Genomic DNA, 26,108 nt, shown 5'->3' on the forward strand with positions numbered 1-26,108 from the left:
GTCTTCACCGCCGCTGAGAATCGAGGAACACCCGATGGTCCAGGCCGTTCTGCTGCCCGCCGTGGGCGCCCCGCTCGAACTCGTCGACATCGCGCTGCCCGAGCCGGGGCCGGGCCAGGTCCGCGTCAAGGTGGCCGCCGCCGGTGTCTGCCACTCGGACCTGTCCCTCGCGAAGGGCGTGCTGCGCACCCTCGCCCCGGTCGTGCTCGGCCACGAGGGCGCGGGCACCGTGGTCGCGGTCGGCGAGGGCGTCGAGTCGGTCCGGCCCGGTGACGCCGTGCTGCTCAACTGGGCGCCCGCGTGCGGGAACTGCCACCTGTGCGAGCTGGGCGAGCCCTGGCTGTGCGAGCACGCCCTCGACGGCGCGGCGGCCCCGTACGCCACGCTCGGCGACGGCACCCCGGTCTACCCGGGCCTGGGCACCGGCGCGTTCGCCGAGGAGACCGTCGTCGCCGAACGCGCGGTGCTGCCCCTGCCGCCCGGCGTGCCGCTGACGACCGCGGCCCTGCTGGGCTGCGCGGTGCTCACCGGCTACGGCGCCGTCCACAACGCGGCGCGGATCCGCGCCGGCGAGTCCGTGGTCGTCTACGGCCTCGGCGGGGTCGGCCTCTCCGTGCTCCAGTCCGCGCGGATCGCCGGGGCCGACCCGGTCATCGCGGTGGACATCTCCCCGGAGAAGGAGGAGCTGGCGCTGCGCCACGGCGCGACCGCGTTCCTGCTCGCCGACGACCGGACGGCCCGCGCGGTCCGCGAACTCACCGGCGGCCACGGCGCCGACCACGCCATCGAGTGCGTCGGCCGGGCGGATGTGATCCGCACCGCCTGGTCCTCGACCCGCCGCGGCGGCCACACGACGGTCGTCGGCGTGGGGGGCAAGGACGACAAGCTGACGCTCTCGGCGATGGAGATCTTCCACTTCGCCCGCACCCTGTCCGGCTGCGTCTACGGCAACAGCGACCCGGCCCGCGACATCCCGGTCCTCGCCGATCTGGTCCGCACCGAACGCCTCGACCTCGACGCCCTGGTCACCGACCGGATCGGGCTGGGCGACGTCCAGGAGGCGTTCGACCGGATGGCGGCGGGCAAGGGCGGCCGTTCCCTCGTGATCTTCTGACCGGACCACGGCGGAATCCGATTCTTATGTTTTTGTCCGACTTTGACCGGTCGGGCCCCGGTGTATTGGCCGGGGATTTGTGTCATCTTTACCTGGGGCGCGCTACCGTGGCGCCTGATATGGGACGTTCGGTTACGTTCCCTTGGAGGTGGAAGTCATGGGTCAGATCGGTGCCAGGGAGCTCATTCTCCTCGCCATCGTCGTGCTGCTCGTTTTCGGGGCGAAGCGCCTGCCGGACATCGCCCGCTCGCTGGGCAAGTCCGCGCGCATCCTCAAGAGCGAGACGGCGGCCTTGAAGGCCGAGAGCGCCGCGACCCCGCCCCAGGGGGGCGAGCCGCAGGCTCCGACGGTGGCGAAGACGATCCAGTCCGCGCCCGGCGACGTGGCCGGCGCCCGGCCCGTCGAGGAGCCGAGGCCGGCTCAGCAGAGCTGAGGCCCCGCGGCCTCAGCGGTGGGCGTCCCGCCCCTGGCCCGTCGCGGCCTGGGGCGGTTCGGCGTTCCCCGACGCGGCGGTGCTCCGGCCCGCGCGCCGGGCGCGCAGGTACTCGATGGCGATCGGCACGACCGACAGCAGCACGATGAGGATCAGGATCAGCTCGACGTGCTCGCGCACGAAGTCGACCTTGCCCAGCGCGGCGCCCAGCAGCGTCACGCCCGCGCCCCACAGCACACCGCCGATGATGTTGAACGTGACGAACGCGCGGTAGTCCATCCGGCACACGCCCGCGATGATCGGCGTGAACGTGCGCACGATCGGTACGAAGCGGGCCAGGACCAGCGACTTCGGGCCGTGCTTCTCGAAGAACACGTGGGCCTTCTCCACGTTCTCCTGCTTGAACAGGCGGGAGTCCGGCCGGTTGAAGAGGGCCGGGCCGACCTTGCGGCCGAAGAGGTACCCCACCTGGTCGCCGAGCACCGCCGCCACCGAGATCAGCACGCACATCAGCCACAGCGGATAGTGCAGGTACTGGTCGGTGGAGACCAGCAGCCCGGCCGTGAACAGCAGCGAGTCGCCCGGCAGGAAGAAGCCGATGAGCAGGCCCGACTCGGCGAAGACGACGACCAGGATGCCGATCAGGCCGAAAGCCTCGATGAGCTGCTCCGGGTCCAGCCAACTGGGACCGAGAGCGAGAGAATCCGTCAAGAGGAACCCCTGATGCGCGGGCGATGGGTGTCCCGCCAGGCTATCAACCTCCGTGCCCCCGGCCCCTCTTCCCGGACGCCTGCCCGGTGCCTGCCCTATGTCTTCCGTGATGCCTTCCGTGGTGCCTTCCGTGGTGCCGTCCGCGGCGTGGCACCGGGCGCGGCGAAAGTCGTCCGCAACATTCTCCCGGCCCCACCGCATCAACAGGGGTAACGGGGCGAGCCGCGGATCACCGGCGGCGAGCCGAGACCGACGGAGGGGTACGGGAATGATCAACGGGGTAGCGGGACGCAAGCCGCGCTGGAGCCGGCGCCTGGGGCTGTCCGCCGCGATAGCGACGCTCGCGGCGGTGAGCACGGCCGCCGCCATCCAGCCGAGCTACGGGGCGGAGGGGTCGGAGACCCCCCGCACCGGCGAGGAGCTGATCGAGGCGCTGACCGCGCTGCTGCCGGAGGGTGTGGAGATCACGGGTTCCGAGGGCGAGGGCCTGGACGTGGTCTCCGACCCGTACGCGTCGCTTCAGGTCGAGGACGGCGCGGGCGGGGCGTCGGTCGACCTCGGGCTGTACCGGTGGGCGACGGACGACTGGCGGGCGGACTCCGGCTGCGCGTCGTGGGGGCTTGTGCCGGAGGACGGTGCCACCTGCGAGGAGACCGAGCTGCCTGACGGCTCCGTGCTCTCGCTGATCACCTGGGAGTGGGACGAGGAGGGCGTTCCCGAGGAGGGCGTCGATCCCTGGTCGGGCCGGAGCTGGGACGTCTACCTGGAGGGCCCCGGCGGTTCCGGGCTGGACGAGCCGGGCGGTCGCGCGGTCTCGCTGTCGCTCTACAAGGACTTCACGGAGACCGGTGACCCCGGTTCCTACACCCCGCCGGTCGACATCGACGAGCTCGCGGAGATAGTCCAGGAGCCCGTCTGGCAGGACGTGCTGGACGCGGCGGACGAGCAGTACGGGCCGCCGGAGGACTGGTCGGACGAGCCCAGCAGCGACATCCCGGCCGCCGAGCTGCGCGCGACCTTCCGCGAGCTGGCGCCGGAGGGCCTGGAGATCACCGACGGCGAGGACGACGAGCCGGGCTGGGCGTCGCTGACGATCGACGACGGGAACGGCCCGGCGCAGATCGACATCACCACCTGGGACGCGGACAGCGGGCTGAGCGCCATCGAGGAGGGCGAGTCGGCGGCCGAGCTGTCCGTGGAGTCCTACGAGAGCGAGGTCGACCTCTCGGCGGTCGGTCCCGACGGGATCGAGGGCGGCGACGGTACCGAGCCGGCCGGGACCGAGGGCCCCGACTGCGAGACCGAGGTGCTGAACGACGGCACCGAGATCGTCTCCTGCTCGTGGCCGTCGACCGGCGAGGACGACCCGGTGGCGCTGTGGTGGGCCGCGGTCTACTACCCGGACGGTTCCTCGCTGGACATCACCCAGAGCGATGACACCGGGGACAACGCCGCTCCCCTCACCCTGGCGGAGCTGACCGGCATCGCCTCCGCCGACGAGTGGCGCGCGCTCCTCGGCTGACCGGTCACGGACCGGACCCGGCCGGAAAAGGATGGCCCACTGGTGCAACATAAGTGACCGGCTCACGCATCAGTAGGAGTGCAGGGGCACGACAGGGCAGGCCGATCGCGAGGGGGAGCGGATGAAGAAGCGTGATCTGGAGGAGTTCCACGACTTCGCCACACGCCGCGGATCCGCGCTCTACCGGTCGGCCTGCCTGCTCACCAGTGGGGACACCCACCTCGCGGAGGATCTCGTGCAGGAGACCCTCGGCCGCATGTACATTGCGTGGGGCCGGAGGAAGTGCATCGACAATCCGGCCGCCTATGCCCAGACCGTGCTGGTCCGGGTCTATCTGGCGCACCGCAGGCGCCGCAGCAGCGGTGAGAGTCCGGTGGTGCGCCTCCCCGAGCAGACGGTCGAGCAGGGGGACTCACCGCTGCGGGTCACGCTGCTTCAGGCGCTGGCGGAGCTGCCGCGCCTGGACCGCGCCGTCCTGGTGCTGCGGTTCTGGGAGGACCTCAGCGTGGAGCAGACCGCCGAGATCCTCCGCACCAGTTCCAGCGCCGTCCGCACCCGGAGCAGCCGCGCGCTGAGCAAGCTCCGCACCCAGCTCGGTGACACGGGCTTCGCGGAGCTGACCGCTTGAGCAGGGCCGACGCAAGCCCAGGAAGGAGGACCCAGCGATGACGAACGACGACTACACGGATCTCGAGCGGGAGTTCAGCGCCATGCTGCGCCAGACGGGGAACGGGTTTCATCACGATCCCCAGGCCCTGGCGGAGAGCGGGATGCGGCGAGGCCGGGCGCGGCTGTGGCGGCGCCGGGCCGGAGTGCTCGGCGGCACCGTCTCGGCGACGGCGATCGCCGTGGGCGCCGTCTATCTGCCGGGTCTGGGGGACGACGGCCAGGTGACCGCGGCTCCGCCGGAGACCGGTCAGGACATGATCGAGACCCTGACCGAGATGCTGCCGGACTCCTACACGGTGAGCGAGGTGCTGGGCGCGGCCGGACCCGCGACCACCGCCGACCCCCATGTGTCGCTCGTCGCCGAGGACGGCGCGGGGGTCAGCTTCACCATCGATCTCGACCTGACGCGCTGGCAGAGCGAGGACTGGCGCGCCGACGCGGGCTGCTCGGTGTGGGACGAGGAGGCGGGCGCGACCTGCGACCAGACCGAGCTGGACGGAGGGTCCCTGCTCGTCTCGCGGACCATGGACTACAGCGCCGAGGACCTGTCGATCGGGGCGCCGGACGGAGTGCCGGTCGGCGACGACTCGATGGCCCAGCGGTCCTGGGGGGTCGGGCTGGAGAGCCCGAGCGGCCCGGCCGCGGAGGCCGAGGGCTTCCGCTCGGTGACCATGACGGTGACCGCGGAGGGGACCGAGGGCGCCGCCGGGGTTCCGGACGTCCCGCCGGTGGAGCTGACCCTCCTGGAGGAGATCGTCCAGGACGCGGTGTGGCAGCGGGTCTTCGACCAGGTGGACGCGGAGTACGAGGCGCCGGAGGCATACGCCGGGTGGAACAGCTCGGTGGAGCCCCAGGAGCTGCTCGCCCTGTTCCGCGAGCTGGCCCCGGCCGGGCTGGAGATCACCGACAGCGGCGACTCGTATCCCGGCTATGCCGCGCTGGAGGTCGGCGACGGCGAGAGCACGGCGCTGGTGGAGATCAACGCGTGGGCGCCCGGCTCGTTCCCCGACGGCTGGAGCATGGACGACGGTGACCTGGAGGACCCGTCCGGAATGGGCGACGCCGGCTGCGAGCCGTATGCCACCGGCGACGAGAGCACCGAGGTCCTGCGGTGCCCCGACCCGGAGGCCGGCACCTGGATGATCGACGTCTACTACGCGGACGGCTCGTCGCTGGACATCACGGAGACCGTGGAGGTCCCGGCCGGTGCCGGTGAGGAGGCCGTCGGCCCGCTGAGCCTGGACGAGCTGACGGAGATCGGTGCCTCACCGGAGTGGCGGGCGCTTCTCCAGGACTGAGGCGGAACGCGCAGGACGGGAGAGGCGTGGGCGCGCGCCCGTGGTGCATGATGTGGCTGCGCACTCCTGTACGAGCATTCGGAAGGCTGGCGACATGATCCGCTCCCACCGGCGTCTGGCGACGGCGTTCCTGTGCGTCGGGCTGCTGACGCTGACCGCTTGCGGTTCCGAGGACGGGACCGGGTCCGGGTCCGGCGCCGACAAGGGCTCCGACGCCGTCCCGCCGGGCGCGTCGGAGAGCACCCCCGCCGAGGGGCCGGGCGGTTCGCCGACCGACCCGGCCGGCGTCGAGGTGCCGGACGTGTCCCGTGCCGTCATCCACACCAGCGAGGGCGACATCGCGCTCACCCTCTTCCCCGAGCAGGCCCCGCTGACCGTGACGAACTTCGCGGGTCTCGCCGACGGCTCCATCCAGTGGTCGGGGCAGGAGGACGGCGAGCCGCTGTACGACGGCACGATCTTCCACCGGGTCATCGACGGTTTCATGATCCAGGGCGGTGACCCGGAGGGCACCGGCATGGGCGGGCCCGGGTATCAGTTCCAGGACGAGTTCGACCCGGAGCTGACGTTCGACGAGCCTTACCTGCTCGCCATGGCCAACTCCGGCGAGGACACGAACGGTTCGCAGTTCTTCATCACCGTCGCCCCGACCCCGCACCTCGACCAGTTGCACACCGTCTTCGGTGAGGTCGCCGACGAGGAGAGCCGGGCCGTTGTGGACGCCATCGCGGCGACCGAGACCGACGCGCAGGACCGCCCGGTCGAGGACGTGGTCATCGAGTCGATCACCGTCGAGTGATCCGCGGGGGACGACCCGGGCGACCGGTCAGACCGGCTGCCGCTCGCGCATCGACTCGATGTGCGCCATGTGCCGCTTCCCCCAGGCGCTGAGGGGCTCCAGCGCCGCGTTGAGCGAGACGCCGAGCGCCGTCAGGGAGTACTCCACGCGCGGCGGCACCTCGCGGTAGACCTCGCGGTGCACGATCTCGTCCGCCTCCAGCTCCCTGAGCTGCTGGATCAGCACCTTCTCGCTGACCCCCGGCACCATCCGCCGCAGCTCGCCGAACCGCCGCGCGCCGTCGTGCAGCGCCCACAGGATCAGCACTTTCCATTTGCCGCCGACCACGTCGATGGCCGCGTCGATACCGCAACTGTAGGCACGCTTCGGCATGTTGGTCTCCCGCCCATACTGACCTGGAGGTAGGTACCTGACAAAATAGTGGGTACTTGCCGACTGTACAGCCATGGATGAGCCTTGATCCCGTCACCCCCACACCCTTCCGAGGCGGCTTCCGAGCGGAGCTTCCCGGAGCATCTTCATGACGAGGACAGGACGACCATGACCGACAGCAGGACCCCGGTGACCGTGATCGGCCTCGGCGCGATGGGCACCGCGCTGGCCGAAGCCCTCCTGGCCGGCGGACACGATGTGACCGTGTGGAACCGCACCTCCGCCAAGGCCGAGCCCCTGGCCGCCAAGGGCGCCCGCGCCGCCGCCACCGTCGAGGAGGCCATCGCCGCCTCCCCGCTGGTGATCGCCTGCGTGCTCGACTACCCGGCCCTCCACGCGACCCTCGACCCGGTCGCCACCGCCCTCGCGGACCGCGTCCTGGTCAACCTCACCAACGGCACCCCCGAGCAGGCCCGTGCCACCGCCGACTGGGCCACCGAGGCCGGCGCCCAGTACGTCGACGGCGGCATCATGGCCATTCCGCCGATGATCGGCCACCCCGGCTCGACGCTGCTGTACAGCGGCGCGCGGGAGGCGTTCGACACCCACCGCGAGACGCTGGAGCGGTTCGGCGTCGCCACCTACCTCGGCACCGACCCCGGCGCCGCCCCGCTCCACGACCTGGCGCTGCTGTGCGGCATGTACGGCATGTTCGGCGGCTTCTTCCACGCCGTGGGGCTGGTCGGCACCGAGGGGGTCAAGGCGAGCGAGTTCACCACCACGCTGCTGCTCCCCTGGCTGAACGCGATGATGACGGCGATGACCGAGTTCGCGCGCCTGATCGACGCGGGCGACTTCGAAAGCCGGGATTCCAACCTCGCCATGCAGTCCGCCGGCTACGTCAACCTCATCGAGGCCAGCCGCGCCCAGGGCCTGCGCACCGAGCTGATCGAGCCCATGCGGAACCTGATCGACCGCGCCGTCGCGGAGGGCAAGGGCGGCGAGGACCTGCCGGGTCTGATCACCCTCCTCTCCGCCACTCCCTCCTCCTGAGCCCCTCCTCCTGAGCCGCTCCGCCCGAGCCGCTCCTCCAGGCCACCCGGGGCGTCAGACGGGCTGCGGCCCCATCAGCCGCACCAGCAGGTCGTCCAGGCTGATCAGCCCGGTCACCCGCCCGTCGGCGCCCCGCACCACGGCCAGCGACGCCCGGCGCTGCCGGAGCTGCTCCACCGCGAACGCCACCGTGTCGTCCGCCGTCAGCTCCGGCACCGGCCGGGCCAGCTCCCTCGCGGACACCCGGCGCCCCGCCGCCCGGGCCACGATGGCGTCCCGGACGTGCACCGAACCCACCACCCGCGACCCGTCCCGCACCAGTAGCCGCGTGTGGTCGCTGGCAGCGGCGGCGGCCAGGACCGCGTCCGCGCCCGCCTCGGCGGACACCTCCGCGATCCGGTCCGCCGGCACCTGAATGGCACCGACCGGCGACTGCGGCTCGGTCAGCGAGCGCGTGATCAGGCCCGAGTCCGTCTCGCTGATCAGCCCCAGCCGCTGCGACTCCGCGACCAGATGGGTGAGCTGCTCCCGGTCGTGCACGGAGGTCAGCTCCTCGCGCGGGGTGACGCGGCACAGCCGCACCAGGGCGTTGCTGATCTCGTTCAGCACCCAGATCAGCGGCCTGACCGCCCGCACCAGCGCGCGGAACGGCGGCGCCAGCAGCATCGCCGACCGCTCCGGGTGCGAGATCGCCCACGACTTCGGCGCCATCTCGCCGACCACCATGTGCAGGAAGACCACCACGGTCATGGCGACGACGAACGCGATGCCGTACGACAGTCCGCTCGGCAGCCCCGCCGCGTGCAGCAGCGGGTCCAGTTGGTGCGATATGGCCGGTTTGGAGATGCTGCCCAGGCCCAGCGTGCAGACGGTGATGCCGAGCTGGGACCCGGCGAGCATCAGCGACAGCTCCCGCATCCCGGCCAGCGCGGCGCGCGCCCCGCGCCGGCCCTCGGCCCGCGCCTGTTCCATCCGGTGGTGCTTGGCGGCGACCAGCGCGAACTCGGCGGCGACGAAGAAGCCGCTGCCGACCAGCAGACCAGCGGTCACCAGCACGGCGGCCTGCGGACTCATGAGGGCTGCCCCTCCCGCTCACGGACGCGCACCGGCTCGGTGACCACGGCCTCCCCGGCCTCCCCGGCCACCGTCCCCGGCCCGGCCTCCGGGGCGGGCTCCAGACGGACCCGCTCGGGCACCCGCCGGTCCAGCGACAGCACTTCCAGCCGGGCGAACGAGCCGTCCGCCAGCTCCACCACGATCCGGTCCCCGGCCACCGGGAACCGGCCGCAGTGGTCGATCACCAGACCGGCCAGCGTCTCGTACGCGTCGCTCTCCGGCAGCGCGACACCGGTGGCCTCGGCCACCTCGTCCACGCGGCGGCTGGCGTCCACCAGCCAGCCCTCGCCGTCGCGCTCCGCCGTCGTCTCCACGAGGTCGCTCTCGTCGGCGATCTCGCCCACCAGTTCCTCCGCGATGTCCTCCAGGGTGACGATCCCCGCCAGCCCGCCGTACTCGTCGAGCACCACGGCGAACTCCTCGGCCGCCGCCTGCATCTGCTCGACCGCGCCCGGCAGCGGCAGCGTGTCCGGCAGCAGCAGCGCCCGCCGCGCCAGCGCCCGCGCGGTGCGGCGCCCGACCCGTTCCGGGCTCATCCGCATCAGCTCGCGCACGCCGACGACACCGACGATGTCGTCGATGCGGTCGCCGACCACCAGATAGTGGGAGTGCCCGTGCGCGCCGATCAGCGTCACGACGTCACCGGCCGGCGCGGACGCCCGCACCGAGATCACGTCGACGCGCGGCACCATGACCTCGGCTAGCGTCCGTTCCGAGAAGCCGAGCGCGTGGTCCAGCAGCGTCGCCGTGGCGTGCGGAAGCTGCCCGTGCTCGTGTGACTCGTCGATGAGGTGGCCCAGCTCCTCCAGCGTCGCGCCGTGGTGCAGCTCCTCCACCGGCTCGATGCCGACGCGGCGCAGCAGCCGGTTCGCGGACGCGTCGAAGACCCGGACCAGCGGCCCGGCCGCTTTCAGATACAGCAGCGTGGAGCCGGCCAGCGACTTCGCCAGCCGCTCGGGCACGGCGAGCGCCAGGTTCTTCGGGGCCAGCTCGCCCAGCACCATCTGGATGCCGGTGGCCAGCGCGAACGCCAGGACCAGCGCGATACCGGGCACGGCGCCGTCCGGCACCCCGACCCCGGACAGCGCGGGGCCGATCAGCGCGGCGAGCGCCGGCTCCGCCAGGAAACCGACGACGAGGCCCGTCACGGTGATGCCGAGCTGCGCGCCCGACAGCATGAACGACAGCCGCTCCTGCACCATCATGGCGCGGGCGGCACGCCGGTCACCGGCCGCGGCGTCCCGTCCGAGCGCCAGCCGGTCGGCGGCGACGAACGCGAACTCCTGGGCGACGAAATAGCCTGTGCCGGCCGTGAGGATCAGCACGGCGAGCAGGCCGAGTGCGGCACTCAACTGACACCACCTCGCCGTGTGCCGCGGCACGCAGAGTGCTGGCGAGGTGGTCCGGGACTATGCCCGTCAGGGTCCGTCGACTGGGCGGACACGGGGTCTCCTTCCGAAAGAAGCTGAGACATTCAACGTGTCTGATCATGTCCGTGTTCCCAGGCTGTACCCGGAATCGTCCCCGCGACACCTGACCGTCAGCCCGGACGGACGTCACTCACCCGCCCGGGCAGCCCGGCACCGCGCGAGGCCACCGACAGCGCCCCGCGGCACGCCGTCCACAGCGCCCGGACCGTCAGCCGCGCACGCCCAGCTCCGCCATCCACGCCTCGACATCCTCGGCGCGGCGCGGCAGCGCGGCGGAGAGATTGCGGTTGCCGTCCTCCGTCACCAGGATGTCGTCCTCGATCCTGATCCCGATGCCCCGGTACTCCTCCGGCACGGTCAGATCATCGGGCTGGAAGTACAGCCCCGGCTCCACCGTCAGGCACATGCCCGGCTCCAGCGTCCCCTCGACATACGTCTCGCGGCGCGCCGCGGCGCAGTCGTGCACGTCCATCCCGAGCATGTGGCCCGTGCCGTGGAGCGTCCAGCGCCGCTGGAGCCCCAGCTCCAGCACCCGCTCCACCGGGCCCTCCAGCAGGCCCCACTCCACCAGCCTCTCGGTCAGCACCCGCTGGGCCGCCTCGTGGAAGTCGCGGAACTTCGCGCCCGGCCTGACCGCCGCGATCCCCGCCTCCTGCGCCTCGTACACCGCGTCGTAGATCCGCCGCTGCAACGGGCTGAACCGGCCGTTGACCGGCAGCGTCCGCGTGACGTCCGCCGTGTACAGCTCGGTGGTCTCCACACCCGCGTCCAGCAGCAGCAGGTCGCCGGGGCGGACCGGGCCGTCGTTGCGCACCCAGTGCAGGGTGGTGGCGTGCGGACCGGCGGCGCAGATCGAGCCGTAGCCGACGTCGTTGCCCTCGACGCGGGCGCGCAGGAAGAAGGTGCCCTCGATGTACCGCTCCGAGGTGGCCACGGCCTTGTCCAGCACCCGCACCACGTCCTCGAAGCCGCGCGCCGTCGACTCGCAGGCGCGGGTCAGCTCGGCGATCTCGAAGTCGTCCTTGATCAGCCGCATCTCGGAGAGGAAGACCCGCAGCTCCTCGTCGCGCTCGGCGGTCACCTTGTCGGTGAGCGCGGCCTCGACGCCGGCATCGTGCGAACGGACGACCCGGACCGGGCCGCGCGCCTTGCTGAGCAGGTCGGGAACGGTGCGGACGTCCTTGACCGGCAGGCCGTAGAGCCGCTCGGCCTCGGTCGGGCTGGTGCGCCGCCCGACCCACAGCTCGCCCTGCCCGCTCAGCCAGAACTCGCCGGACTCCCGGTCCGAGCGGGGCAGCAGGTAGAGCGTGGCCTCATGGCCGCGCTCGCCGGTGGGCTCCATGACGAGCACGCCGTCCTCGGTCTGGTCCCCGGTCAGGTACGCGTACTCGACGGCGGCGCGGAACGGGTACTCCGTGTCGTTCGAACGGGTCTTGAGCCGCCCGGCCGGGATGACGAGGCGTTCGCCGGGGAAACGCGCGGACAGCTCGGCGCGGCGGCGGGCCGTGTGCCCGGCCTGGGGAATGGGGGCCAGGTCGCGCCGCTCGGTGTCCGCCCAGCCCTGCCGCATGTTCTCGGCGAGCTCGTCCGACACCTGCCGGGTGACGCCGTTCTTCCGCTCCTCCCGGTCGGCGGGCCCCTCGGCGGTCTCCTGCGTCCCCTCGGTGTCCCGCGCCTCCCGCGCTTCCGCCCGCTGCTCTTCGGCCACGTCGCGCCTCCTCGATGCTCACCGGCTGACCGGTCGGAACCGGAGCCTCCATCGTAGGTGCGGGGCCGGGCCGGGGGACAGCGCCTATCCGGCGCACGCCCCTGTCGCCGCGCGGGCCGTCCCGGCCCGTGCGGTCACAGGAAGCGGGCGGCGAGCAGGACGACGTCCTCGCCGCCGTTCCTGCCGCCCCGCGCCTCCTGCCCGCCGTCCGCGCCGCCGTCCGTGCCGAGGTCGGGCAGCATGGTGCGCAGGATGTGGTCCACGAGGGCCTCCGGGTCGGCCCGGTGGGCGGGGGTCGCGCTGAGCGCGGCGTCGCGGAGCCGGGCGAACGCCAGGTCCAGCGGTTCGCCGGTGCGGTGGAGCAACCCGGCGCTGTAGAGCAGGACCGTTTCTCCCTCGTCGACCCGCACCTGGACGCTGGGCGCCTCCCAGCAGGCCAGCATGTTGAGCGGCGCGGACAGCGTCGTCTCGGCGAAGTCGGCCCGGCCCGCGCCGATCACCAGCGGCGGCGGGTGCCCGGCCGAGGCGAGCACGATCCGGCGGGCGGCCGGTTCCGCGTACCCGAAGACGGCGGTGGCGGGGCGCCCCGGTTCGGTCAGCCGCAGCAGCAGCTCCAGGTCGGACAGGACCGCCACCGGGTCCTCGCCCTCCATCACCGCGTACGCCCGCAGGCCGGCGCGCAGCCGTCCCATCGCGGCCAGCGCGGACGGCCCGGCGTCCGGGGTGCCGCCGACCGCCAGGCCGAGGGCGCTGTCGGGCAGGGCGAGGGCGTCGTAGAAGTCGCCGCCGCCGCGCGGCCCGGTGTGGTGCCGGACGGCCAGCGCGACACCGGGCAGGAACGGCAGCCGGTCCGGCAGCAGCCCCTCGTGGACGGCGCGGACGGCCGCCGTGGCGCGGCTGAGTTCGAGCCGGTTGGCGATGTGCTGGGCGGCCTGCCGCAGGTAGAGGGCGAGCAGGTGGCGCTGGCGCGGGTCGGGCTGCCCCGGCTCGTCGTACAGCCAGACCGCCGCGCCCAGCGGCCCCGGCGCGTCGGCGGTGAGCGGTACGGCGTAGCTCGCGGCGAAGCCAAGCCGCGCCGCGACCTCGCGGTGCCGGGGGTCGAGGGCGTCCTCGCGGGCGATGTCGCCGTGCACCACTTCGGACGGTTCGCCGCCCGCGTCGCGCGGCGGCTCAAGTCCGCTGGGGACGGTCTCCAGGTGGCCGAGGTCGGCCCGGCCGAGGCCGAGGCCCGCGAGCCGCTCCGGGCCGAGGCCGTCGGCCGGGCGGAGGGAGACCAGACCGCGGCGGGCGCCGACCAGCCCGGCACCGGCGCGGAGCGTCTCGTCCAGCGCGTCGCCGAGGGTGCGGGTGCGGCCGATCCGTTCCTGGAGGGCGTGCAGCGTGGTCAGGTCGGACATCCAGGAGGCGAGCCGGTCCTGCGAGCCGCCGGGGGGCAGGGCTCCCGGTCGGCCCCCCGGGAGCCGGCCGCGCGGCGCGCGCGCCTCGGCGCCCGCGCCGGTCCCGGTGCCCTCGACAGGCGCGGAAGTCTGCGGCACCGTGGCCAGGGCCTGGTGGATTCCGGCCACTTTCGGTGGGGGCGAGGTACTCATGGGCGAGGCGAACCCCCTTGTGACGTGCGTCGCGATCGGACCATCCACGGGTATGGGTGCGCGGGCGGATGTCCAGTATTGTCCTGCCGTGATGGATGATGCCCAGGTGATCGGTGCGTTTCCGGCGCGACAGGCCGGGCCGGGGTCACTTTGGCGGAAGTTTGGCGGAAAAGGGGCGCAGAGGCGCCGGGCACGCGATCGACTGGACATTCCCGGCGGCGGATCGAGCCGGGCGGGCTGGGTACTTATCGGAACGGATCGCCGGTTTCCCGGCGACCTGACCGAAGGCGGCCAGGCCCTGTGCGCCCGCCGCTCCTCGCTTATGCGACCCGCTACGTACGGTGATCTGAGTTCCACGTGGTGTGACTGACCCGCGAAGGAAGGGAACGAGCGCCGATGCGCGAGATCCTCGGAGAGCGACGACGCAAGAACGGTAAGGACGACGGGAAGGGCGGCGATCCGGCCCGCGCGGCGCGGGGTGCCGCGCTGACGTTCGCGCGGCGGTGGCGGTGGCCCGTCCTGCCGGGCGCCGAGCTGCGGGCGGACGGCCGCTGCGGCTGCCTCCGGGCGGACTGCGCGGTTCCGGGGGCCCACCCCCAGGACCCGGGGCTGCTCGCCGCGACGACGGACGTGCGGATGGTGAGCTGGTGGTGGACGGAGCGACCACGGGCCCCGATCGTCATGGCCACCGGCGGGCGGGCGCCCTGCGCGCTCAGCCTGCCCGCGGCGGTCGGCGCCTCCGCGCTGGCCCAACTGGACCGCGCGGGCGTCCGCGCCGGCCCGGTCGTGGCGGCGCCGACGCGGTGGCTGCTGCTGGTGAGGCCGTACGAACTGCCCGAGCTGGGCGAGCTGCTGTACGTCCGGGACCGGGTCCCCAGCTCCCTGCGCTTCCACGGCGTCGGCGGCTATGTGCCGCTGCCGCCCTCGCGGACGGGCGCCGGAACGGTGGGCTGGGCGCGCGAGCCGGAGGCGGAGCGGCGCGGCGGGCGGCGGACGGTGGCGCTGCCACGGGCCGCGGACCTGCTGGACGTCCTGGTGGACGCCGGGCTGAGCGCCCCTGATCAGGGCAGCAGGCTGTCCTACTGAGTCCCCGGGTCCGCCGGGGCGTCCTGCGACGTTCCGCGGACATGGGCGGACCCGATCGCTGGCGACGGGGGATGCACCAGCGACCGGGCCCACCTCAGAAGGTAACAACTCATCGGGGATTCGCAAATCCCGCGTGACGGCCTCCCGGCCTGATCTGGCGTCAGACGGGGGGAGTTGTGACCGGAATCACTACCTCCGCACGGGGGAGCCGCGTCAGTTCAGCGTGATCTGCCGGTTGGTGAGCCCGCTGCGCGCGCGACGCCCGTCCGCCGTCAGCGGCGCCGTCGCGGCCAGCGCCTCCGCCAGCCGCCCGCCGAACGCGGTGGCGGGCTTCTCGCACTCCTCCGCGCCCATGGCGGTCGGCAGGTCCCACACCGGAACGGTCAGCCCGTGCGCCCGGAACGAGCCCACCAGCCGGGTCCCCTCGCCCAGCCCGGAGGCGCCCGCGGCGTGCAGCCGGGCCAGCGCGTCGAGGAGCTCCTCCTCGGGGTGCGGCATCACCCAGCGCAGGTGGTTCTTCTCCGGGGTCCGGCACCAGTAGGCGGCGGTCACCCCGGTCAGCCGGGCGGTCGGCGTGACGGCGGCGTTGGCCCGTTCCAGCGAGGCGGTCACGTCGGGCGTCGCCTCCGCCGCGTCGTCCAGCCAGAACTCGAAGCCCTCGTGGACCTCCGGCTCGAACGGCGCGGCCGGGTCGAGCAGATCCTGGAGGCGCGGCCCGTCCGGCGCGGTGCGCCCGGCCGCGACCGGGCTGCCGGGCTTCGCCGCCAGCGCGCGCGTGAGCACGTCGGCGAGGTCGCGGCTGAGGTCGCCGGTGGCGGTGTCGTTCTGGAGGGCGAGCAGCACGGCGCCGTCGTCGCGGCGGAGCGCGGGCCAGGCCATCGGCAGCACGGTGGCCAGCGTCAGCGAGGGCACGCCGTCGGGCAGGCCGTCGCGCGGGGTGAGCCGCACGGTCGCCGCGGGCACCAGCTCCCGGAGCGCCACCCAGTCGCACTCGGCGGGCAGGCCCTCGAAGGGGCGGCGGACCAGCTCCGTGGCGGCCTGGGCGGCGGCGCGGCCGTGGCAGGCCTTGTAACGGCGGCCCGAACCGCAGGGACACGGCTCCCTGGCGCCGACGACCGGGATCTCGCCATCTGCGGTGCGCGGCGTGGCCGCGGCGCTGGTCGGGGGACGAAGGCGGCGCTTTTTGGCCATAGTGGGCGGATCTCCTGCGTGCGTAAGGCGGTACGACTGTGCGGCGAGCCTAACCGCCCTGCCCGCCCAGCACCGCCCATACGGTCACCGCTCCGCCGGCCTCCGCCTCGCGCACGCCCCACGCCCTGGCGAGCGTGGTGATGATCGTCAGCCCGCGTCCGCCGCGCGCGGTCACCGACGGCACCGACGGGCTCGGCCGGGTGGGTCCGCCACCGTCCGTCACCGCGATCGTGACCGACCCGTCGCCGTCACGGCTCCAGGCCGCGCGGATCTCCTGGCTTTCGTCCAGCGGTCGCGCGTGACGACAGGAATTACTCAGCAACTCGGAAAGAATCAATACCGCGTCATCGACAAGCGTTTCTCGCGTACCGCTTTCGCGCAATTCCGCGCGCATTCGCCGCCTTGCCAGCCCCACGCCTGACGGGCCGTGGGGCACCGACATGGACGACGACGTCGGTACCTGCTGTGTGACCACCAACGCCACCCCCGAGACCTCCTTTGCCCCACGCCATGGGATTCGTGCCCTCCGCGCACTCGCCGGAAACCGGCCGTGCGGGATCCGTTGACGCAGTCGTAATGATCGGATACGAAGCGAATGCGCCGGGGCACGCCGTGTAAGAATTTCCGCGATTCCGGAGGTCAGCCGAGCCGCGCGAGCTGATCACGCACCGTACGCGGGCGGTTGGTGATCACCGCGTCCACACCGAGCTGCGCGCACAGCTCCACATCCGGTTCGTCGTCCACGGTCCACACGTGGACCTCGTGGCCCGCCCGGTGCGCGCGGGCCACGTACTCCGGGTCGCGGCGCAGGATGCGGATGCCGGGCCCGGCGATCCCGTTGCCCGGCGGCAGCCGGCCCGAGCGGTGGCGCGGCAGCAGGAACTGCATGAGGAACACCGTCGGCACTCCGGGCGCGGCGAGGTGGACGCGGCGCAGCGAACGCGCCGAGAAGCTCATGATCCGCACCTCCCCCGGCAGCGGGTGGTGGTCCAGCAGCCGCACGAGCCGCTCCTCCACCTGTCCGGCCCAACGGGTCGGGTGCTTCGTCTCGATGGCCAGGTCCACCGGGCGGCCGGCGTCGGCGACCAGCCGCAGCAGTCGTTCCAGCGTCAGGACGGTGGTGCGCTCGGGATCGGCCGAGTCCGGGGTCTCGGCCCGGTCGGCGGGCGCTTTCCAGGAGCCGAAGTCGAGTTCGGCGAGCTGCGCGAGTTCCATGGCGGAGACGGCGCCGCGGCCGTTGGACGTGCGGTTGACGCGGCGGTCGTGCACGCAGACCAGATGCCCGTCGGCGGTGAGCCGGACGTCGCACTCCAGGCCGTCGGCGCCGTCCTCGATCGCCTTGCGGTACGCGGCCAGACTGTGCTCGGGGGCGTCCTCGGACGCGCCCCGGTGCGCGATGACCCGAATGGGCTTGCGGTCGGCAGTCACCGCGACATGGTGCCACGCGGGTTTATGTCCGTCTGACAGATCATGGGAAAGACTGCCCGCATAGCCTTGTCGTGTACCCGAGGAGAGAGCTGTGAGCACCGAGAACGAAGGCGCAGGCAAGCCGGAGCAGCCGGCCGCCGCCCCACCGCCGGCCGCGCCTCCCCTTCCGCCCCCGCCGCCGGCCTTCGGCCCGGGCCCCTGTCTCATATCCCCCTCTGCCGCTGCCCACCCAGAGGATCACCACTCGACCGGCGCTCCAGTCTCTCTCGACCACAAAATGGCCTCCTCGCGGGAGTCGTCGCCGCCACCCTCATCGCGGGCGGCGTCGGCGGCGGCGTCGGCTATCTGGTGGCGGACGGCGACGACGACGGCTCCTCGTCCTCCACGATCAGCTCCGGCACCGACCCCGACACGGCGGCCCGCCCACCGGAGTCCGTCGCCGGAATAGCCGAATCGGCCCTCCCCAGCGTGGTGACCATCGAGGCCGGCAGCGGCTCCGAGGCGGGCCCCGGCACCGGCTTCGTCTACGACGAGGAGGGCCACATCATGACGAACAACCACGTGGTCGCCCCCGCCGCGGACGGCGGCACGCTCACGGCCACGTTCTCCGACGGCGAGAGCTACGAGGCGGAGGTCGTGGGCCGCGCCGAGGGGTATGACGTGGCGGTGATCAGGCTCATCGACCTCGGCGACCGGGACCTCGAACCCCTGCCCATCGGCAACTCGGACGAGACCGCCGTCGGCGACGCGACGATCGCGATCGGCGCCCCGTTCGGCCTCTCCGGCACGGTCACCACGGGCATCATCAGCGCGAAGGACCGCCCGGTCGCCTCTAGCGACGGCCAGGGCGGCAGCTCCTCCTACATGAACGCGCTCCAGACCGACGCCTCGATCAACCCCGGCAACTCGGGCGGTCCCCTGCTCAACGCCGACGGCGCCGTCATCGGGGTCAACTCCGCGATCCAGTCCACGTCCAACGGCATGACCGAGGCCGGCAGCATCGGCCTCGGCTTCGCCATCCCGATCAACCAGGCCCAGCGCGTCGCCCAGGACCTGATCGAGACGGGCGAGCCGATCTACCCGATCATCGGCGCCACCGTCGAATCCGGCGGCACCACCGGCACGGAGGGCGCGCGCATCGCCGACACGGCCCCCAACAGCGCCGACGGCGTCACCCCCGGCGGCCCGGCCGACGAGGCGGGCCTCCAGTCCGGCGACACGATCATCCGCTTCGGCGACCGCCTGATCGACAGCGGCCCGACCCTGATCAGCCAGATCTGGACCTACCAGCCGGGCGACTCGGTGGAGATCACCTACGTCCGCGACGGCGAGGAACGCACGACGACGATCACCCTCGGCGAACGCGCCGGCGACCAGTGACCACCCGCTAGGCTATCCGGGTGCGCGGCCCACCCGCGCACCCGGAGGCGTGCCCGAGCGGCCGAAGGGAACGGTCTTGAAAACCGTCGTGAGGCAACCCCTCACCGTGGGTTCAAATCCCACCGCCTCCGCAGGCAAACGGCCTCTGACCAGCACCAACGGTCAGAGGCCGTCGCCGTCTCCGCTCCCCGCTGGTAGCCGCGACTCCCCGTTTATTGCCGTCCGTTGGGGCACATGAGGGGCACGGCGTAGCTTCTGATCCGTAGCTCTACACGGACCGGTCATTAGGGGGCATACGCGCTACCGGAAGGGCGGTGAAGGATGGTGTTGGGTGCCAAAGATCGCCGGGGTTGCTGTACCTCCACTGAGACGTGTCGCGCGCTCAAGCGCGGCGCCATGCTTCACAAAACCGCTCGCGATCCTTCGACGTCTCATTCACCCGCCGACTGGCTAGGAGGACGTGCCACGCGCTAATCTCTGCATCTCGTAGCCATAGCTCGCCTACATAACGGCCACTAACGCCGATGGTGTCACTGTCGAGGGCTGAGCCGACGACCTCTACCACAGCTGTGCGCTGGGGTGGCGTCAGCTCCTCGATGAAGCTGAGGAACCGGGAGGCGATGCCACCTTCACTGCTCTCTCGTGTGCGGTCGAAGAAGGGGCCGCCCATGTTGCCAGGGCCGATGTATAGGGCCGCGCTGCCCCCAGCATCGCCGAGGCGCTTTCAGAGGCTCTCCCCTTCTGCAGTCCCCGGCAGTGGGAGAGCAGCGAGCAGGTCGATCAAGTGACCATTTGCTGCTTGGCTGTACGCGACGTCGCAGCAGCAGCGATCCTGACCACGTGGCCAGCAGTGAGGCCGCTGTCCTCAGACCAATCGAGCAGCATATTGAGCTACTGGGTGAGGTGCTGTTCTAGCTCGTCGTACTCGTCAGGCTGTCCGCTGCTCACACGCCGGTTCACGATCACGCTGTCCCCCTCGGGCTCCGGTCCGATACTCGGAGCTACCAGCATGCCAGCGCGGGTAGCCTCGGCGTGGCGATTTAGGACGACTTGGCTCCGCACCACCAACCTCGCCTCAACCGAGCGACCGCTTCAACGCAACGAGCACTGAGCGCGTGAATCACCGGCTGTTCACCTGTGACTCCGGAGCTGACCAGTAGGGGCGGGCACTGACGGCTGCCCCGGGCAGCGACGTCAGTACCGTCATTGACCGCCGTGGCCACCAGTCGCCTCGGCCTGATACGAGTCGGCTGACGTCATCGTGGATGCTGTACTTCGCTGCTATAGCAGCAACCGAGCTCCGCCGCATCTCTGGCGTGCATGGGATGGCTAACCGTCTGCAAGCTCCATCCCGAGTCTCGTCCTATGGCAAGCCAGCGGGTTAGATGACCGCACATAGGCCGCAACAGGCGTTCTTCGGCGAACTTGCCCGTATCGGGATTGATTTGCTGTATCCTGCGCCTCCACGGGGAGAGGAGTTGGTTGTGGCTGAGCGCATCCATGGTGACGTGGTTCGAATCGCTTTGGATAAAGCTGAAGGGTTCCCCTTCGAGCGTTTCGCAGTCTCGTTCTATTCCGCTCTCATGGGAACGAATTTCGTTCCCATGGGTGGAATTAAGGATGGCGGCGCCGATGCACGCGATGGCAGTATCTACGCAGATGCAGGGCGTTCGGAGACATATTACCAAGCCAGCGTGGAGGTCGACACTGAGGGGAAGATTCGGCGAACCGTTGAACGCCTTCGCGAGTTCGGAAGGGAACCGCGTACTCTCTTTTATTTGACCTCCCAGACTGTCAAATACTCGGATCGAGTAGAAAGAGAACTGTCCGACGAGCTTGATGTAACCATCATTATCCGCGATGGCAGCTATATTGTCGCTCACGTTAATGATGACCAAGGGGGGAGGGTTGCGTTTGAGGAGCACCTGAGGCATTACACGGATTTTCTTCGCAGCGTGGGATCTTCTCGTTTGATCAGCCCGTCGAAGCATGTCAAAGATCCCGCAGTCTTTGTTTTCTTGTCGCAAGAGCTGGAACGTCGGTCAGGTAACGAAAAACTGGTTAATTCTGTCGTTGATGCGCTAGCTTTGTGGGCATTGGAAGGAACAGACCCGGATGCTGGGATCCTCTACGAAGCTACGAAAGTCTTGAGCAAGATCAATGAGCAATTGCCCAGCGTTCAAGCCTTGGTAGCGCCGCGTCTTCGCCAACGGCTTGAAGCGATGTCTAGCAAGAGCTACACGGGCGGCAGGGCGGTCAATTGGCATCGGAAAGAAGATGTCTTTTGCTTGCCTTATGAGACTCGCCTTCGCATCGAAGAGGAAAACACGGCCGACGAGACTCTACGACTTGAAGTTCTCGCTAGCTTCCAGGATCGCCTTAGGGAGGCACAGCTTTCTGGAATGGGCAACGTTCGGCGGCGACAGGCCGGGGATGTAGCCCTGCGCACTCTTCAGTTGGCGTTTGAGCGGAATGGACTTGAGTTTTCCTCCTTTCTTCGGGAGGCTGATGCTGGTGAATATTCAACAATCACTGATTGCCTCGCCGTCGCCCTACGTGAACATGGCCTGACCGGAAAGGTCGGATCGCTGGTGGGGGATGGGGCTTTTCTCGTCTTGCGAGGAGTGCTCTATGAATCGAGGGATCCGGAAAGACTGTATCTGCAAAGACTGTCCCGGACCTATGCATTGCTCTTCACGCTTAACACTGAGCCGCGCCTTATTGACTTCTTCCAGGAGATGACCGGCGAGTTCCGTCTCTATGTGGGGTCTGATCAGATAGTGCGAGCGCTAAGCGAGCACTACCTTAATGAAGCAGACCGTATGAGCCGGAACACTCTACTGATGGCGGCAGAATTGGGCGCGAAGCTCATCCTCACAGAGCCTGTATTGGAAGAGGTGGTTCACCATCTTCGGGCTTCTGATTTCGAATATCAGAATCACCTTGCCGGGGTGGATGAATATATGAATTTCGATATTGCCCGCAACGCTCCACACATAGCGCTACGAACATACCTCTACGCAAGGATCAATCCGAACCTGGGTGCGAGTAGGCCTAAGAGTTGGCCTGCCTTCGTCAATCAGTTCTGCAGGTATGACGATCTGCATAGAGCGTCGGCTTTTGATGACATGCGCCGATATCTCCAGTTGAAGTTTTCGTTGGAATTCGAATCGTCTGACGATCTGGAATCGGTTGTCGATCTAACTCAAGTTGACGCGTTGGCCGATAAACTAGCTCACGTCAAGCGTGGAGATTTGAGGCTTGCGCGAAACGATGCTCTTCTCGCTCTTGCGGTGTACGGGCACAGAAAGAATCGCCGAGAGGCTTCTAATTTTTCCGAATTCGGGTACGCCACTTGGTGGTTGACTTCCGAATCTGCGATTCTTAAGCATACGCGCGAGATCGTCGCGGAGAATCGGGCCAGGTATGTGATGCGGCCGGATTTTTTGTTGAATTTCCTCACCCTGTCTCCAAGTGGCGCGGCGGCTCGGGAGACTTTCAAAACCGTGTTCCCGAGTCTATTGGGTGTCAGATTGGCTCGGAGAATGCAGTCTGAAACCTTCAACGAGATCATGGATTCAGTAGCAGAAGCGGAAGAGCTTGACGAAGCTCGTCGGGCTGTGGAGATTGCCCGGATCGCGGATCGGCTCAAGAGCGATTTCACTCGACAGTACACGGCGCTGGGTAATAATGGCTCTTTCAGTAGTTTGGACGCTCTCGCAGAGAAAGCGGAGTTCAACAGGAAGCAGAATTGAGGTCGGTGGAGCGGGTTTGGGCGGTGTCCTGTCGGGGTTGGGGTCGGGCATGGGCAGGGAGCCGTACGCTTCCTCAGCTGATCGGGCGGGGCGGAGCCCTGCCCGGTTAATCCGGCCGAGGGCCCCCTGGCCTTGCCCGACTCGGGCCCCGAGCCCGGCAGGTGCGTAAAGCCGTGGAGCCGACCCCCAGCCACGACGGCCCCCCCTCTCACCGCAACCAGGTTCGTGCTGTGCTGGTGCGCGGTCGGCGGGCTCGGGTCGGAGCGGGGCGGGAACAGGAGCGGCGGCCCGGGGCCGCCGCTTGCCGCGCGCGCCGCGCCAGGGGCGCGGCGCCTTGAAGTCGTAGAAAAGGTTGTTACTCATCTCGGCGTCGGGTGCGTGATCGCAGGTCGGCTTCGATGGTGCGGGCTGCTGCCTCGGCTTGGGTTATGGCGTATTGGAGTCGGTTGAGGATGTCGCGGCGGGCTGTGGAGACGAGTTCGGCTGGGCTGGCGTTCGGGTCTGGTGGTGTCCAGACGGCTCGGTAGGTGTGGTTCATCAGGACGTGGTGGCAGGCCCGGACCACTGCGTTCATGGTCGTGGTGATCTCGGTGCGGTAGCGCTGTTCGGCGTCGTCGGTCATGCGGTCTTCCCTATGGGGCGGGGCTGGTGGTCAGCGTGGGTGGGGCCCTCTGGCCGTGGGGTCGGGTGGGCCGGTCAGGAGTTCGGCGGTGACGGTGTGGCCGGTGGGGTCGCGGCGGATTTGAACCGTGGTGGCGAGGGCGGTGACGAGTGCGAGGCCGCGTCCGCCCTGGGCGTCGAGGGTGGGGTGTTCGATGTGGGGTGTGGTGGCGGTGCCTCCGTTGTCGGTGACGGAGATGGTGACTGTCTGGGGGGGCGGGTGATCTGGAGGCGGAAGGTGGTCTTGGCGCTGTCGGTGCGGGTGATGGCGTTGGTGCCGGGCCAGGAGCCGTTGCGCTGGTCACCGATCCACGGCGCCCAGGACACGGTGACGGCCGAACTGCGCGGCCGGGCCTTCATCGCCGGTATCTGGCCCAGGACTTCCGGTGCCCAGGACGACGCCGCGGCCCACTACCAGCAGCTCGCCGGCACGTGGCTCTCCTGCCTCCTGCACGCCGCCGCCCTCGACGGCGCGTCGCTGCGCCACGTCCTGCGCTGGGCCAAACGCCCAGAGGACCCCGCGCCACGGCAGATTCTCCAGCACCACCCGGGCGCCGGCCCGCAGTGGGCCGAGGCCCTGATCGACGTCACGACCGGCGACGAACGCGCTGTCGGCAACACCCGCTCCACCCTCAGCAACGCCCTGGCCGCCTTCGCCCACCAGCCGGTCATCGACGCGGTCGACGTCGCCGCCGAACACGCCACCGCCCTCGACGGCCGCCTACGCCAGCCGCTGGTACGCCGAGCTGGAAGACTTCCACCTCGCCTGGCCACCAGCCTCGGCCCCGACTCCCCCTGCCTGCACGCAGGCCACGACGATCTGCCCGGCCGCTACGCGTCCGACACAGCGAACCTGGCCATCAGCAGGCGGATCGCCGGCTCGACGCGACACATGCCGCCGGCGGGTTGAACCGCCTTGCGGCGCTGGGGAGTGCGCGGCTAGATTCCGGTGGGTGTTCGGTTGATCACACACCGGGGGGTTGTGGGTGGTGCGTGCTTCGGACTGGTCGCCGGTGGACATGGACTCCGACCCCACACCCGGCCGGCCGGAAGAAGTCCGGGAACTCGCGGAGGAGTTGCAGGAGTTCGCCGACGATGTCGGTGAGGCGCTCGGCCAGATCCGGGGCATGGCCTCGGACCGGGCGGTGCTGGACTGGGCGGGGCTGACGGCGGACGCGTTCCGTGCCGAGTTCGACGGTGTGCCGGAGAACCTGACCAAGTTACAGACCTCCTACGGCATGGCGGCTGAGGCGCTGGCGCGTTACTGGCCGGTGCTGGAGAACGCGCAGGGGATGGCCGACCGCGCTTTGGAGCGGGCGATCGCCGCGCAGGCGGACCTCCAGGCCGCGCGGACGCAGTTGGCCGACGGCGAGGACTGGCTCTCGCGCGCGGGGGAGGAGGCCGAGCGGCTCCAGGAGGAGGACGAGGCGCCCGAGCCGCCCTCCGAATCGGACGTCCGCAGCGCGGTGCGCGACCATCAGGCCGCGCAGGCGGCCGTGACCGCCGCGCAGGACAGTGTCTCCGCCGCGGAGGAAGCCCTGGCGGCGGCGCGGGAACTGGCCCGGCAGGCACAGGAGATGCGCGAGGACGCCGCCCGGGAATGCGCGCGTGACATCGACGCGGCCTCCGACGCGGGTATCCACAACCGGCGTTGGTGGGAGCAGGCGATCGAGTGGGTCCGCGACAACTGGGACACCATCGTCGAGGTCTGCAAGCTGGTCGTCGCCGTTCTGGGCGTGGTCGTGATGATCATCGGCGGCCCCCTGGCCTGGGTCGTCCTGGCCGCCGCCCTGATCGTCCTCGCGGACACCCTCGTCAAATACGCCAGAGGCCAGGCCACCCTGCTCGATGTCGCCTTCGCGGCACTTGACTGCATCCCCGGTACGAAGGGGCTGACCACCCTGGGTGGCCTGGCCGCCGGCTTCCGGAGTCTGGCCCGAGGCGGTCTGCGGGAAGTAGCCCAGACCGTTCGTCAGACCGGTGGCTCGCTGCGCCGGGTGCGCGGCAACGCCGACTTCGAATACGAGTGGGCGGATGAGGCTTATGCGTCGATCCGGAACTCCGACGACATCGACGCCGTCGCGTCAACCGCTGCTCAGTATGGTTTCTCCCGCCAAGAGATAGCCCAGATCAAGTCCCACCTCTTTGAGGAAGAGCATCTGCTCGACAGCCACGTGCACTTGGGGTACCCGGCGGAGATGGCGCGGTTCGACTCGAATCCCAGGATCGCCGAAGCATGGGATCGCCTGCGGAACGGCGATCCGCACCCGGCCGACATCGACCTGCTCCGCCATGAACTGCACGAATCCACCTACATGAGAGAGACTGGCAACCCCAGTTACAGTGAGGCCCACCGTGCCACCAACGACGCTGGCTTCACCTGGGATGAAGAGGCCGCTGCCCGTGACGGTCGCGGCTTCCGCCGCTGAAAGGAGATCCGTCATGCAGTCATTTCTTGCCGCCCTGCTGCACAGTGCGGAGAATGCCCACTTCTACCGTGTGCACCTCGACGGTGGAAAAAGGACCGCACATCTCCTCATGGACGAGCAGGCCCAGCAAGTCGTCTCCGCCACGCCGGAGGGAGAACCGACTACTGAGATGAGGCTTTCCCTGCAAACAGGAGAGATGGAACCCTCATCAGAAGGAAGCGACTTCGAAAGGGCTCCTGGCGGCATCAGCCGCGAGGAGTTCTCCCGGGTGGCGGTTCATCTGCGGGCTCAGTACCTCAGAACCGGATCCCCGCCGGACAAGGTCGCGAAGCACTATGCCTGAACCTATCTCCATTATGCGCGGT

At 70.1% G+C, this 26,108-nt stretch carries 23 protein-coding genes, 1 tRNA gene and 1 pseudogene; 14 read left to right on the forward strand and 11 right to left on the reverse strand.

The genetic code is table 11. The features are described from left to right. Positions 1-34: 34 nt before the first annotated feature. Entirely contained in the window at positions 35-1,114 is a 1,080-nt protein-coding gene (locus tag BN2279_RS16205) for a Zn-dependent alcohol dehydrogenase (protein WP_059010215.1), read from the forward strand. A 157-nt stretch (positions 1,115-1,271) separates the two neighbouring features. After that, positions 1,272-1,547, forward strand: coding sequence for a Sec-independent protein translocase subunit TatA (tatA, locus tag BN2279_RS16210; protein ID WP_059010217.1), 276 nt, complete (start codon positions 1,272-1,274; stop codon positions 1,545-1,547). 12 nt (positions 1,548-1,559) lie between these two features. Here tatA and BN2279_RS16215 read toward each other — a convergent pair whose 3' ends face one another. After that, positions 1,560-2,258 (reverse strand): DedA family protein, encoded by a 699-nt coding sequence (locus tag BN2279_RS16215; protein ID WP_059010219.1) that lies wholly within the window; start codon positions 2,256-2,258, stop codon positions 1,560-1,562. Between the two features lie 268 nt (positions 2,259-2,526). Between BN2279_RS16215 and BN2279_RS16220 the strand changes: the two genes are divergently transcribed. From BN2279_RS16220 to BN2279_RS16235, 4 genes are all read left to right on the forward strand, one after another. After that, positions 2,527-3,780 carry a hypothetical protein gene (locus BN2279_RS16220; protein WP_059010221.1) on the forward strand — a complete coding sequence of 418 codons (1,254 nt, stop codon included), beginning with the start codon at positions 2,527-2,529 and terminating at the stop codon, positions 3,778-3,780. A 121-nt stretch (positions 3,781-3,901) separates the two neighbouring features. Then, a complete protein-coding gene (locus tag BN2279_RS16225) occupies positions 3,902-4,408 on the forward strand; it encodes a SigE family RNA polymerase sigma factor (protein WP_059010223.1) in 507 nt (168 codons plus the stop codon). A gap of 37 nt (positions 4,409-4,445) precedes the next feature. Beyond that, the gene (locus BN2279_RS16230; protein WP_059010225.1) at positions 4,446-5,747 is read left to right on the forward strand and encodes a hypothetical protein; all 1,302 of its coding nucleotides are present in this window, start codon (positions 4,446-4,448) and stop codon (positions 5,745-5,747) included. A gap of 292 nt (positions 5,748-6,039) precedes the next feature. Further along, complete coding sequence (locus BN2279_RS16235) at positions 6,040-6,546, forward strand: peptidylprolyl isomerase (RefSeq protein WP_456112213.1); 507 nt, start codon at positions 6,040-6,042, stop codon at positions 6,544-6,546. 27 nt (positions 6,547-6,573) lie between these two features. On the opposite strand, the gene BN2279_RS16240 is transcribed toward BN2279_RS16235, so the two are convergent. After that, positions 6,574-6,918: a winged helix-turn-helix transcriptional regulator gene (locus BN2279_RS16240; RefSeq protein ID WP_059010229.1), complete on the reverse strand. Its 345-nt coding sequence runs from the start codon at positions 6,916-6,918 to the stop codon at positions 6,574-6,576. Positions 6,919-7,086: 168 nt separating this feature from the next. On the opposite strand from BN2279_RS16240, the gene BN2279_RS16245 reads away from it, so the two are divergent. Beyond that, positions 7,087-7,971, forward strand: a complete 885-nt coding sequence (locus tag BN2279_RS16245) for an NAD(P)-dependent oxidoreductase (protein ID WP_059010231.1) — start codon at positions 7,087-7,089, stop codon at positions 7,969-7,971. Positions 7,972-8,025: 54 nt separating this feature from the next. Here the strand turns inward: BN2279_RS16245 and BN2279_RS16250 are convergent, their stop codons facing one another. The 4 genes from BN2279_RS16250 to BN2279_RS16265 all read right to left on the reverse strand — a co-directional run bounded on the left by BN2279_RS16250 (position 8,026) and on the right by BN2279_RS16265 (position 13,814). After that, positions 8,026-9,045 (reverse strand): hemolysin family protein, encoded by a 1,020-nt coding sequence (locus tag BN2279_RS16250; protein WP_059010233.1) that lies wholly within the window; start codon positions 9,043-9,045, stop codon positions 8,026-8,028. Then, positions 9,042-10,439 carry a hemolysin family protein gene (locus BN2279_RS16255; RefSeq protein ID WP_079032205.1) on the reverse strand — a complete coding sequence of 466 codons (1,398 nt, stop codon included), beginning with the start codon at positions 10,437-10,439 and terminating at the stop codon, positions 9,042-9,044. The genes BN2279_RS16250 and BN2279_RS16255 overlap by 4 nt, the downstream gene beginning before the upstream one ends. A gap of 286 nt (positions 10,440-10,725) precedes the next feature. Then, positions 10,726-12,225: an aminopeptidase P family protein gene (locus BN2279_RS16260; RefSeq protein WP_059010235.1), complete on the reverse strand. Its 1,500-nt coding sequence runs from the start codon at positions 12,223-12,225 to the stop codon at positions 10,726-10,728. Between the two features lie 134 nt (positions 12,226-12,359). Continuing rightward, complete coding sequence (locus tag BN2279_RS16265; protein WP_059010237.1) at positions 12,360-13,814, reverse strand: PP2C family protein-serine/threonine phosphatase; 1,455 nt, start codon at positions 13,812-13,814, stop codon at positions 12,360-12,362. A 396-nt stretch (positions 13,815-14,210) separates the two neighbouring features. On the opposite strand from BN2279_RS16265, the gene BN2279_RS16270 reads away from it, so the two are divergent. Then, positions 14,211-14,900: a bifunctional DNA primase/polymerase gene (locus tag BN2279_RS16270; RefSeq protein WP_059010239.1), complete on the forward strand. Its 690-nt coding sequence runs from the start codon at positions 14,211-14,213 to the stop codon at positions 14,898-14,900. A 213-nt stretch (positions 14,901-15,113) separates the two neighbouring features. Here BN2279_RS16270 and BN2279_RS16275 read toward each other — a convergent pair whose 3' ends face one another. The 3 genes and pseudogenes from BN2279_RS16275 to BN2279_RS16280 form a co-directional block, all read right to left on the reverse strand. Then, complete coding sequence (locus tag BN2279_RS16275) at positions 15,114-16,091, reverse strand: DUF5926 family protein (protein WP_059010241.1); 978 nt, start codon at positions 16,089-16,091, stop codon at positions 15,114-15,116. Positions 16,092-16,158: 67 nt separating this feature from the next. Beyond that, positions 16,159-16,662: pseudogene (locus BN2279_RS27795) on the reverse strand (ATP-binding protein); the annotation flags it as partial. Between the two features lie 68 nt (positions 16,663-16,730). Beyond that, complete coding sequence (locus BN2279_RS16280) at positions 16,731-17,519, reverse strand: glycerophosphodiester phosphodiesterase (RefSeq protein WP_104531041.1); 789 nt, start codon at positions 17,517-17,519, stop codon at positions 16,731-16,733. Between the two features lie 348 nt (positions 17,520-17,867). Here BN2279_RS16280 and BN2279_RS16285 point away from each other — a divergent pair, with 348 nt between their 5' ends. The 3 genes from BN2279_RS16285 to BN2279_RS29390 all read left to right on the forward strand — a co-directional run bounded on the left by BN2279_RS16285 (position 17,868) and on the right by BN2279_RS29390 (position 22,654). Next, on the forward strand, positions 17,868-18,899 hold the full coding sequence (locus tag BN2279_RS16285; RefSeq protein WP_324612840.1) for a S1C family serine protease: 1,032 nt from the start codon (positions 17,868-17,870) through the stop codon (positions 18,897-18,899). A gap of 43 nt (positions 18,900-18,942) precedes the next feature. Then, positions 18,943-19,030 (forward strand) — tRNA-Ser (locus BN2279_RS16290). A 1,353-nt stretch (positions 19,031-20,383) separates the two neighbouring features. Next, positions 20,384-22,654, forward strand: coding sequence for a hypothetical protein (locus BN2279_RS29390; protein ID WP_159037233.1), 2,271 nt, complete (start codon positions 20,384-20,386; stop codon positions 22,652-22,654). A gap of 355 nt (positions 22,655-23,009) precedes the next feature. On the opposite strand, the gene BN2279_RS29395 is transcribed toward BN2279_RS29390, so the two are convergent. Next, complete coding sequence (locus BN2279_RS29395) at positions 23,010-23,276, reverse strand: hypothetical protein (protein WP_159037234.1); 267 nt, start codon at positions 23,274-23,276, stop codon at positions 23,010-23,012. A 30-nt stretch (positions 23,277-23,306) separates the two neighbouring features. Next, entirely contained in the window at positions 23,307-23,600 is a 294-nt protein-coding gene (locus BN2279_RS28920) for an ATP-binding protein (protein ID WP_107115536.1), read from the reverse strand. On the opposite strand from BN2279_RS28920, the gene BN2279_RS16295 reads away from it, so the two are divergent. From BN2279_RS16295 to BN2279_RS16305, 3 genes are all read left to right on the forward strand, one after another. Then, the gene (locus BN2279_RS16295; RefSeq protein ID WP_159037235.1) at positions 23,553-24,224 is read left to right on the forward strand and encodes a hypothetical protein; all 672 of its coding nucleotides are present in this window, start codon (positions 23,553-23,555) and stop codon (positions 24,222-24,224) included. The genes BN2279_RS28920 and BN2279_RS16295 overlap by 48 nt on opposite strands. A gap of 109 nt (positions 24,225-24,333) precedes the next feature. Next, complete coding sequence (locus BN2279_RS16300; protein ID WP_324612847.1) at positions 24,334-25,743, forward strand: putative T7SS-secreted protein; 1,410 nt, start codon at positions 24,334-24,336, stop codon at positions 25,741-25,743. A 13-nt stretch (positions 25,744-25,756) separates the two neighbouring features. Continuing rightward, entirely contained in the window at positions 25,757-26,086 is a 330-nt protein-coding gene (locus BN2279_RS16305) for a hypothetical protein (RefSeq protein WP_059010247.1), read from the forward strand. Positions 26,087-26,108 lie beyond the last annotated feature (22 nt).

It is taken from the genome of Streptomyces specialis (genome assembly GCF_001493375.1).
GTDB lineage: Bacteria > Actinomycetota > Actinomycetes > Streptomycetales > Streptomycetaceae > Streptomyces > Streptomyces specialis.

Excerpts from the sequence above, each read along its gene's own strand:
- BN2279_RS16205 (WP_059010215.1), top strand. The coding sequence starts at position 35 with ATGGTCCAGGCCGTTCTGCTGCCCGCCGTGGGCGCCCCGCTCGAACTC.
- tatA (WP_059010217.1), top strand. The coding sequence starts at position 1,272 with ATGGGTCAGATCGGTGCCAGGGAGCTCATTCTCCTCGCCATCGTCGTG.
- BN2279_RS16220 (WP_059010221.1), top strand. The coding sequence starts at position 2,527 with ATGATCAACGGGGTAGCGGGACGCAAGCCGCGCTGGAGCCGGCGCCTG.
- BN2279_RS16225 (WP_059010223.1), top strand. The coding sequence starts at position 3,902 with ATGAAGAAGCGTGATCTGGAGGAGTTCCACGACTTCGCCACACGCCGC.
- BN2279_RS16230 (WP_059010225.1), top strand. The coding sequence starts at position 4,446 with ATGACGAACGACGACTACACGGATCTCGAGCGGGAGTTCAGCGCCATG.
- BN2279_RS16240 (WP_059010229.1), bottom strand. The coding sequence starts at position 6,918 with ATGCCGAAGCGTGCCTACAGTTGCGGTATCGACGCGGCCATCGACGTG.
- BN2279_RS16245 (WP_059010231.1), top strand. The coding sequence starts at position 7,087 with ATGACCGACAGCAGGACCCCGGTGACCGTGATCGGCCTCGGCGCGATG.
- BN2279_RS16250 (WP_059010233.1), bottom strand. The coding sequence starts at position 9,045 with ATGAGTCCGCAGGCCGCCGTGCTGGTGACCGCTGGTCTGCTGGTCGGC.
- BN2279_RS16265 (WP_059010237.1), bottom strand. The coding sequence starts at position 13,814 with ATGAGTACCTCGCCCCCACCGAAAGTGGCCGGAATCCACCAGGCCCTG.
- BN2279_RS16270 (WP_059010239.1), top strand. The coding sequence starts at position 14,211 with ATGCGCGAGATCCTCGGAGAGCGACGACGCAAGAACGGTAAGGACGAC.
- BN2279_RS16275 (WP_059010241.1), bottom strand. The coding sequence starts at position 16,091 with ATGGCCAAAAAGCGCCGCCTTCGTCCCCCGACCAGCGCCGCGGCCACG.
- BN2279_RS29395 (WP_159037234.1), bottom strand. The coding sequence starts at position 23,276 with ATGACCGACGACGCCGAACAGCGCTACCGCACCGAGATCACCACGACC.
- BN2279_RS16300 (WP_324612847.1), top strand. The coding sequence starts at position 24,334 with ATGGACTCCGACCCCACACCCGGCCGGCCGGAAGAAGTCCGGGAACTC.
- BN2279_RS16305 (WP_059010247.1), top strand. The coding sequence starts at position 25,757 with ATGCAGTCATTTCTTGCCGCCCTGCTGCACAGTGCGGAGAATGCCCAC.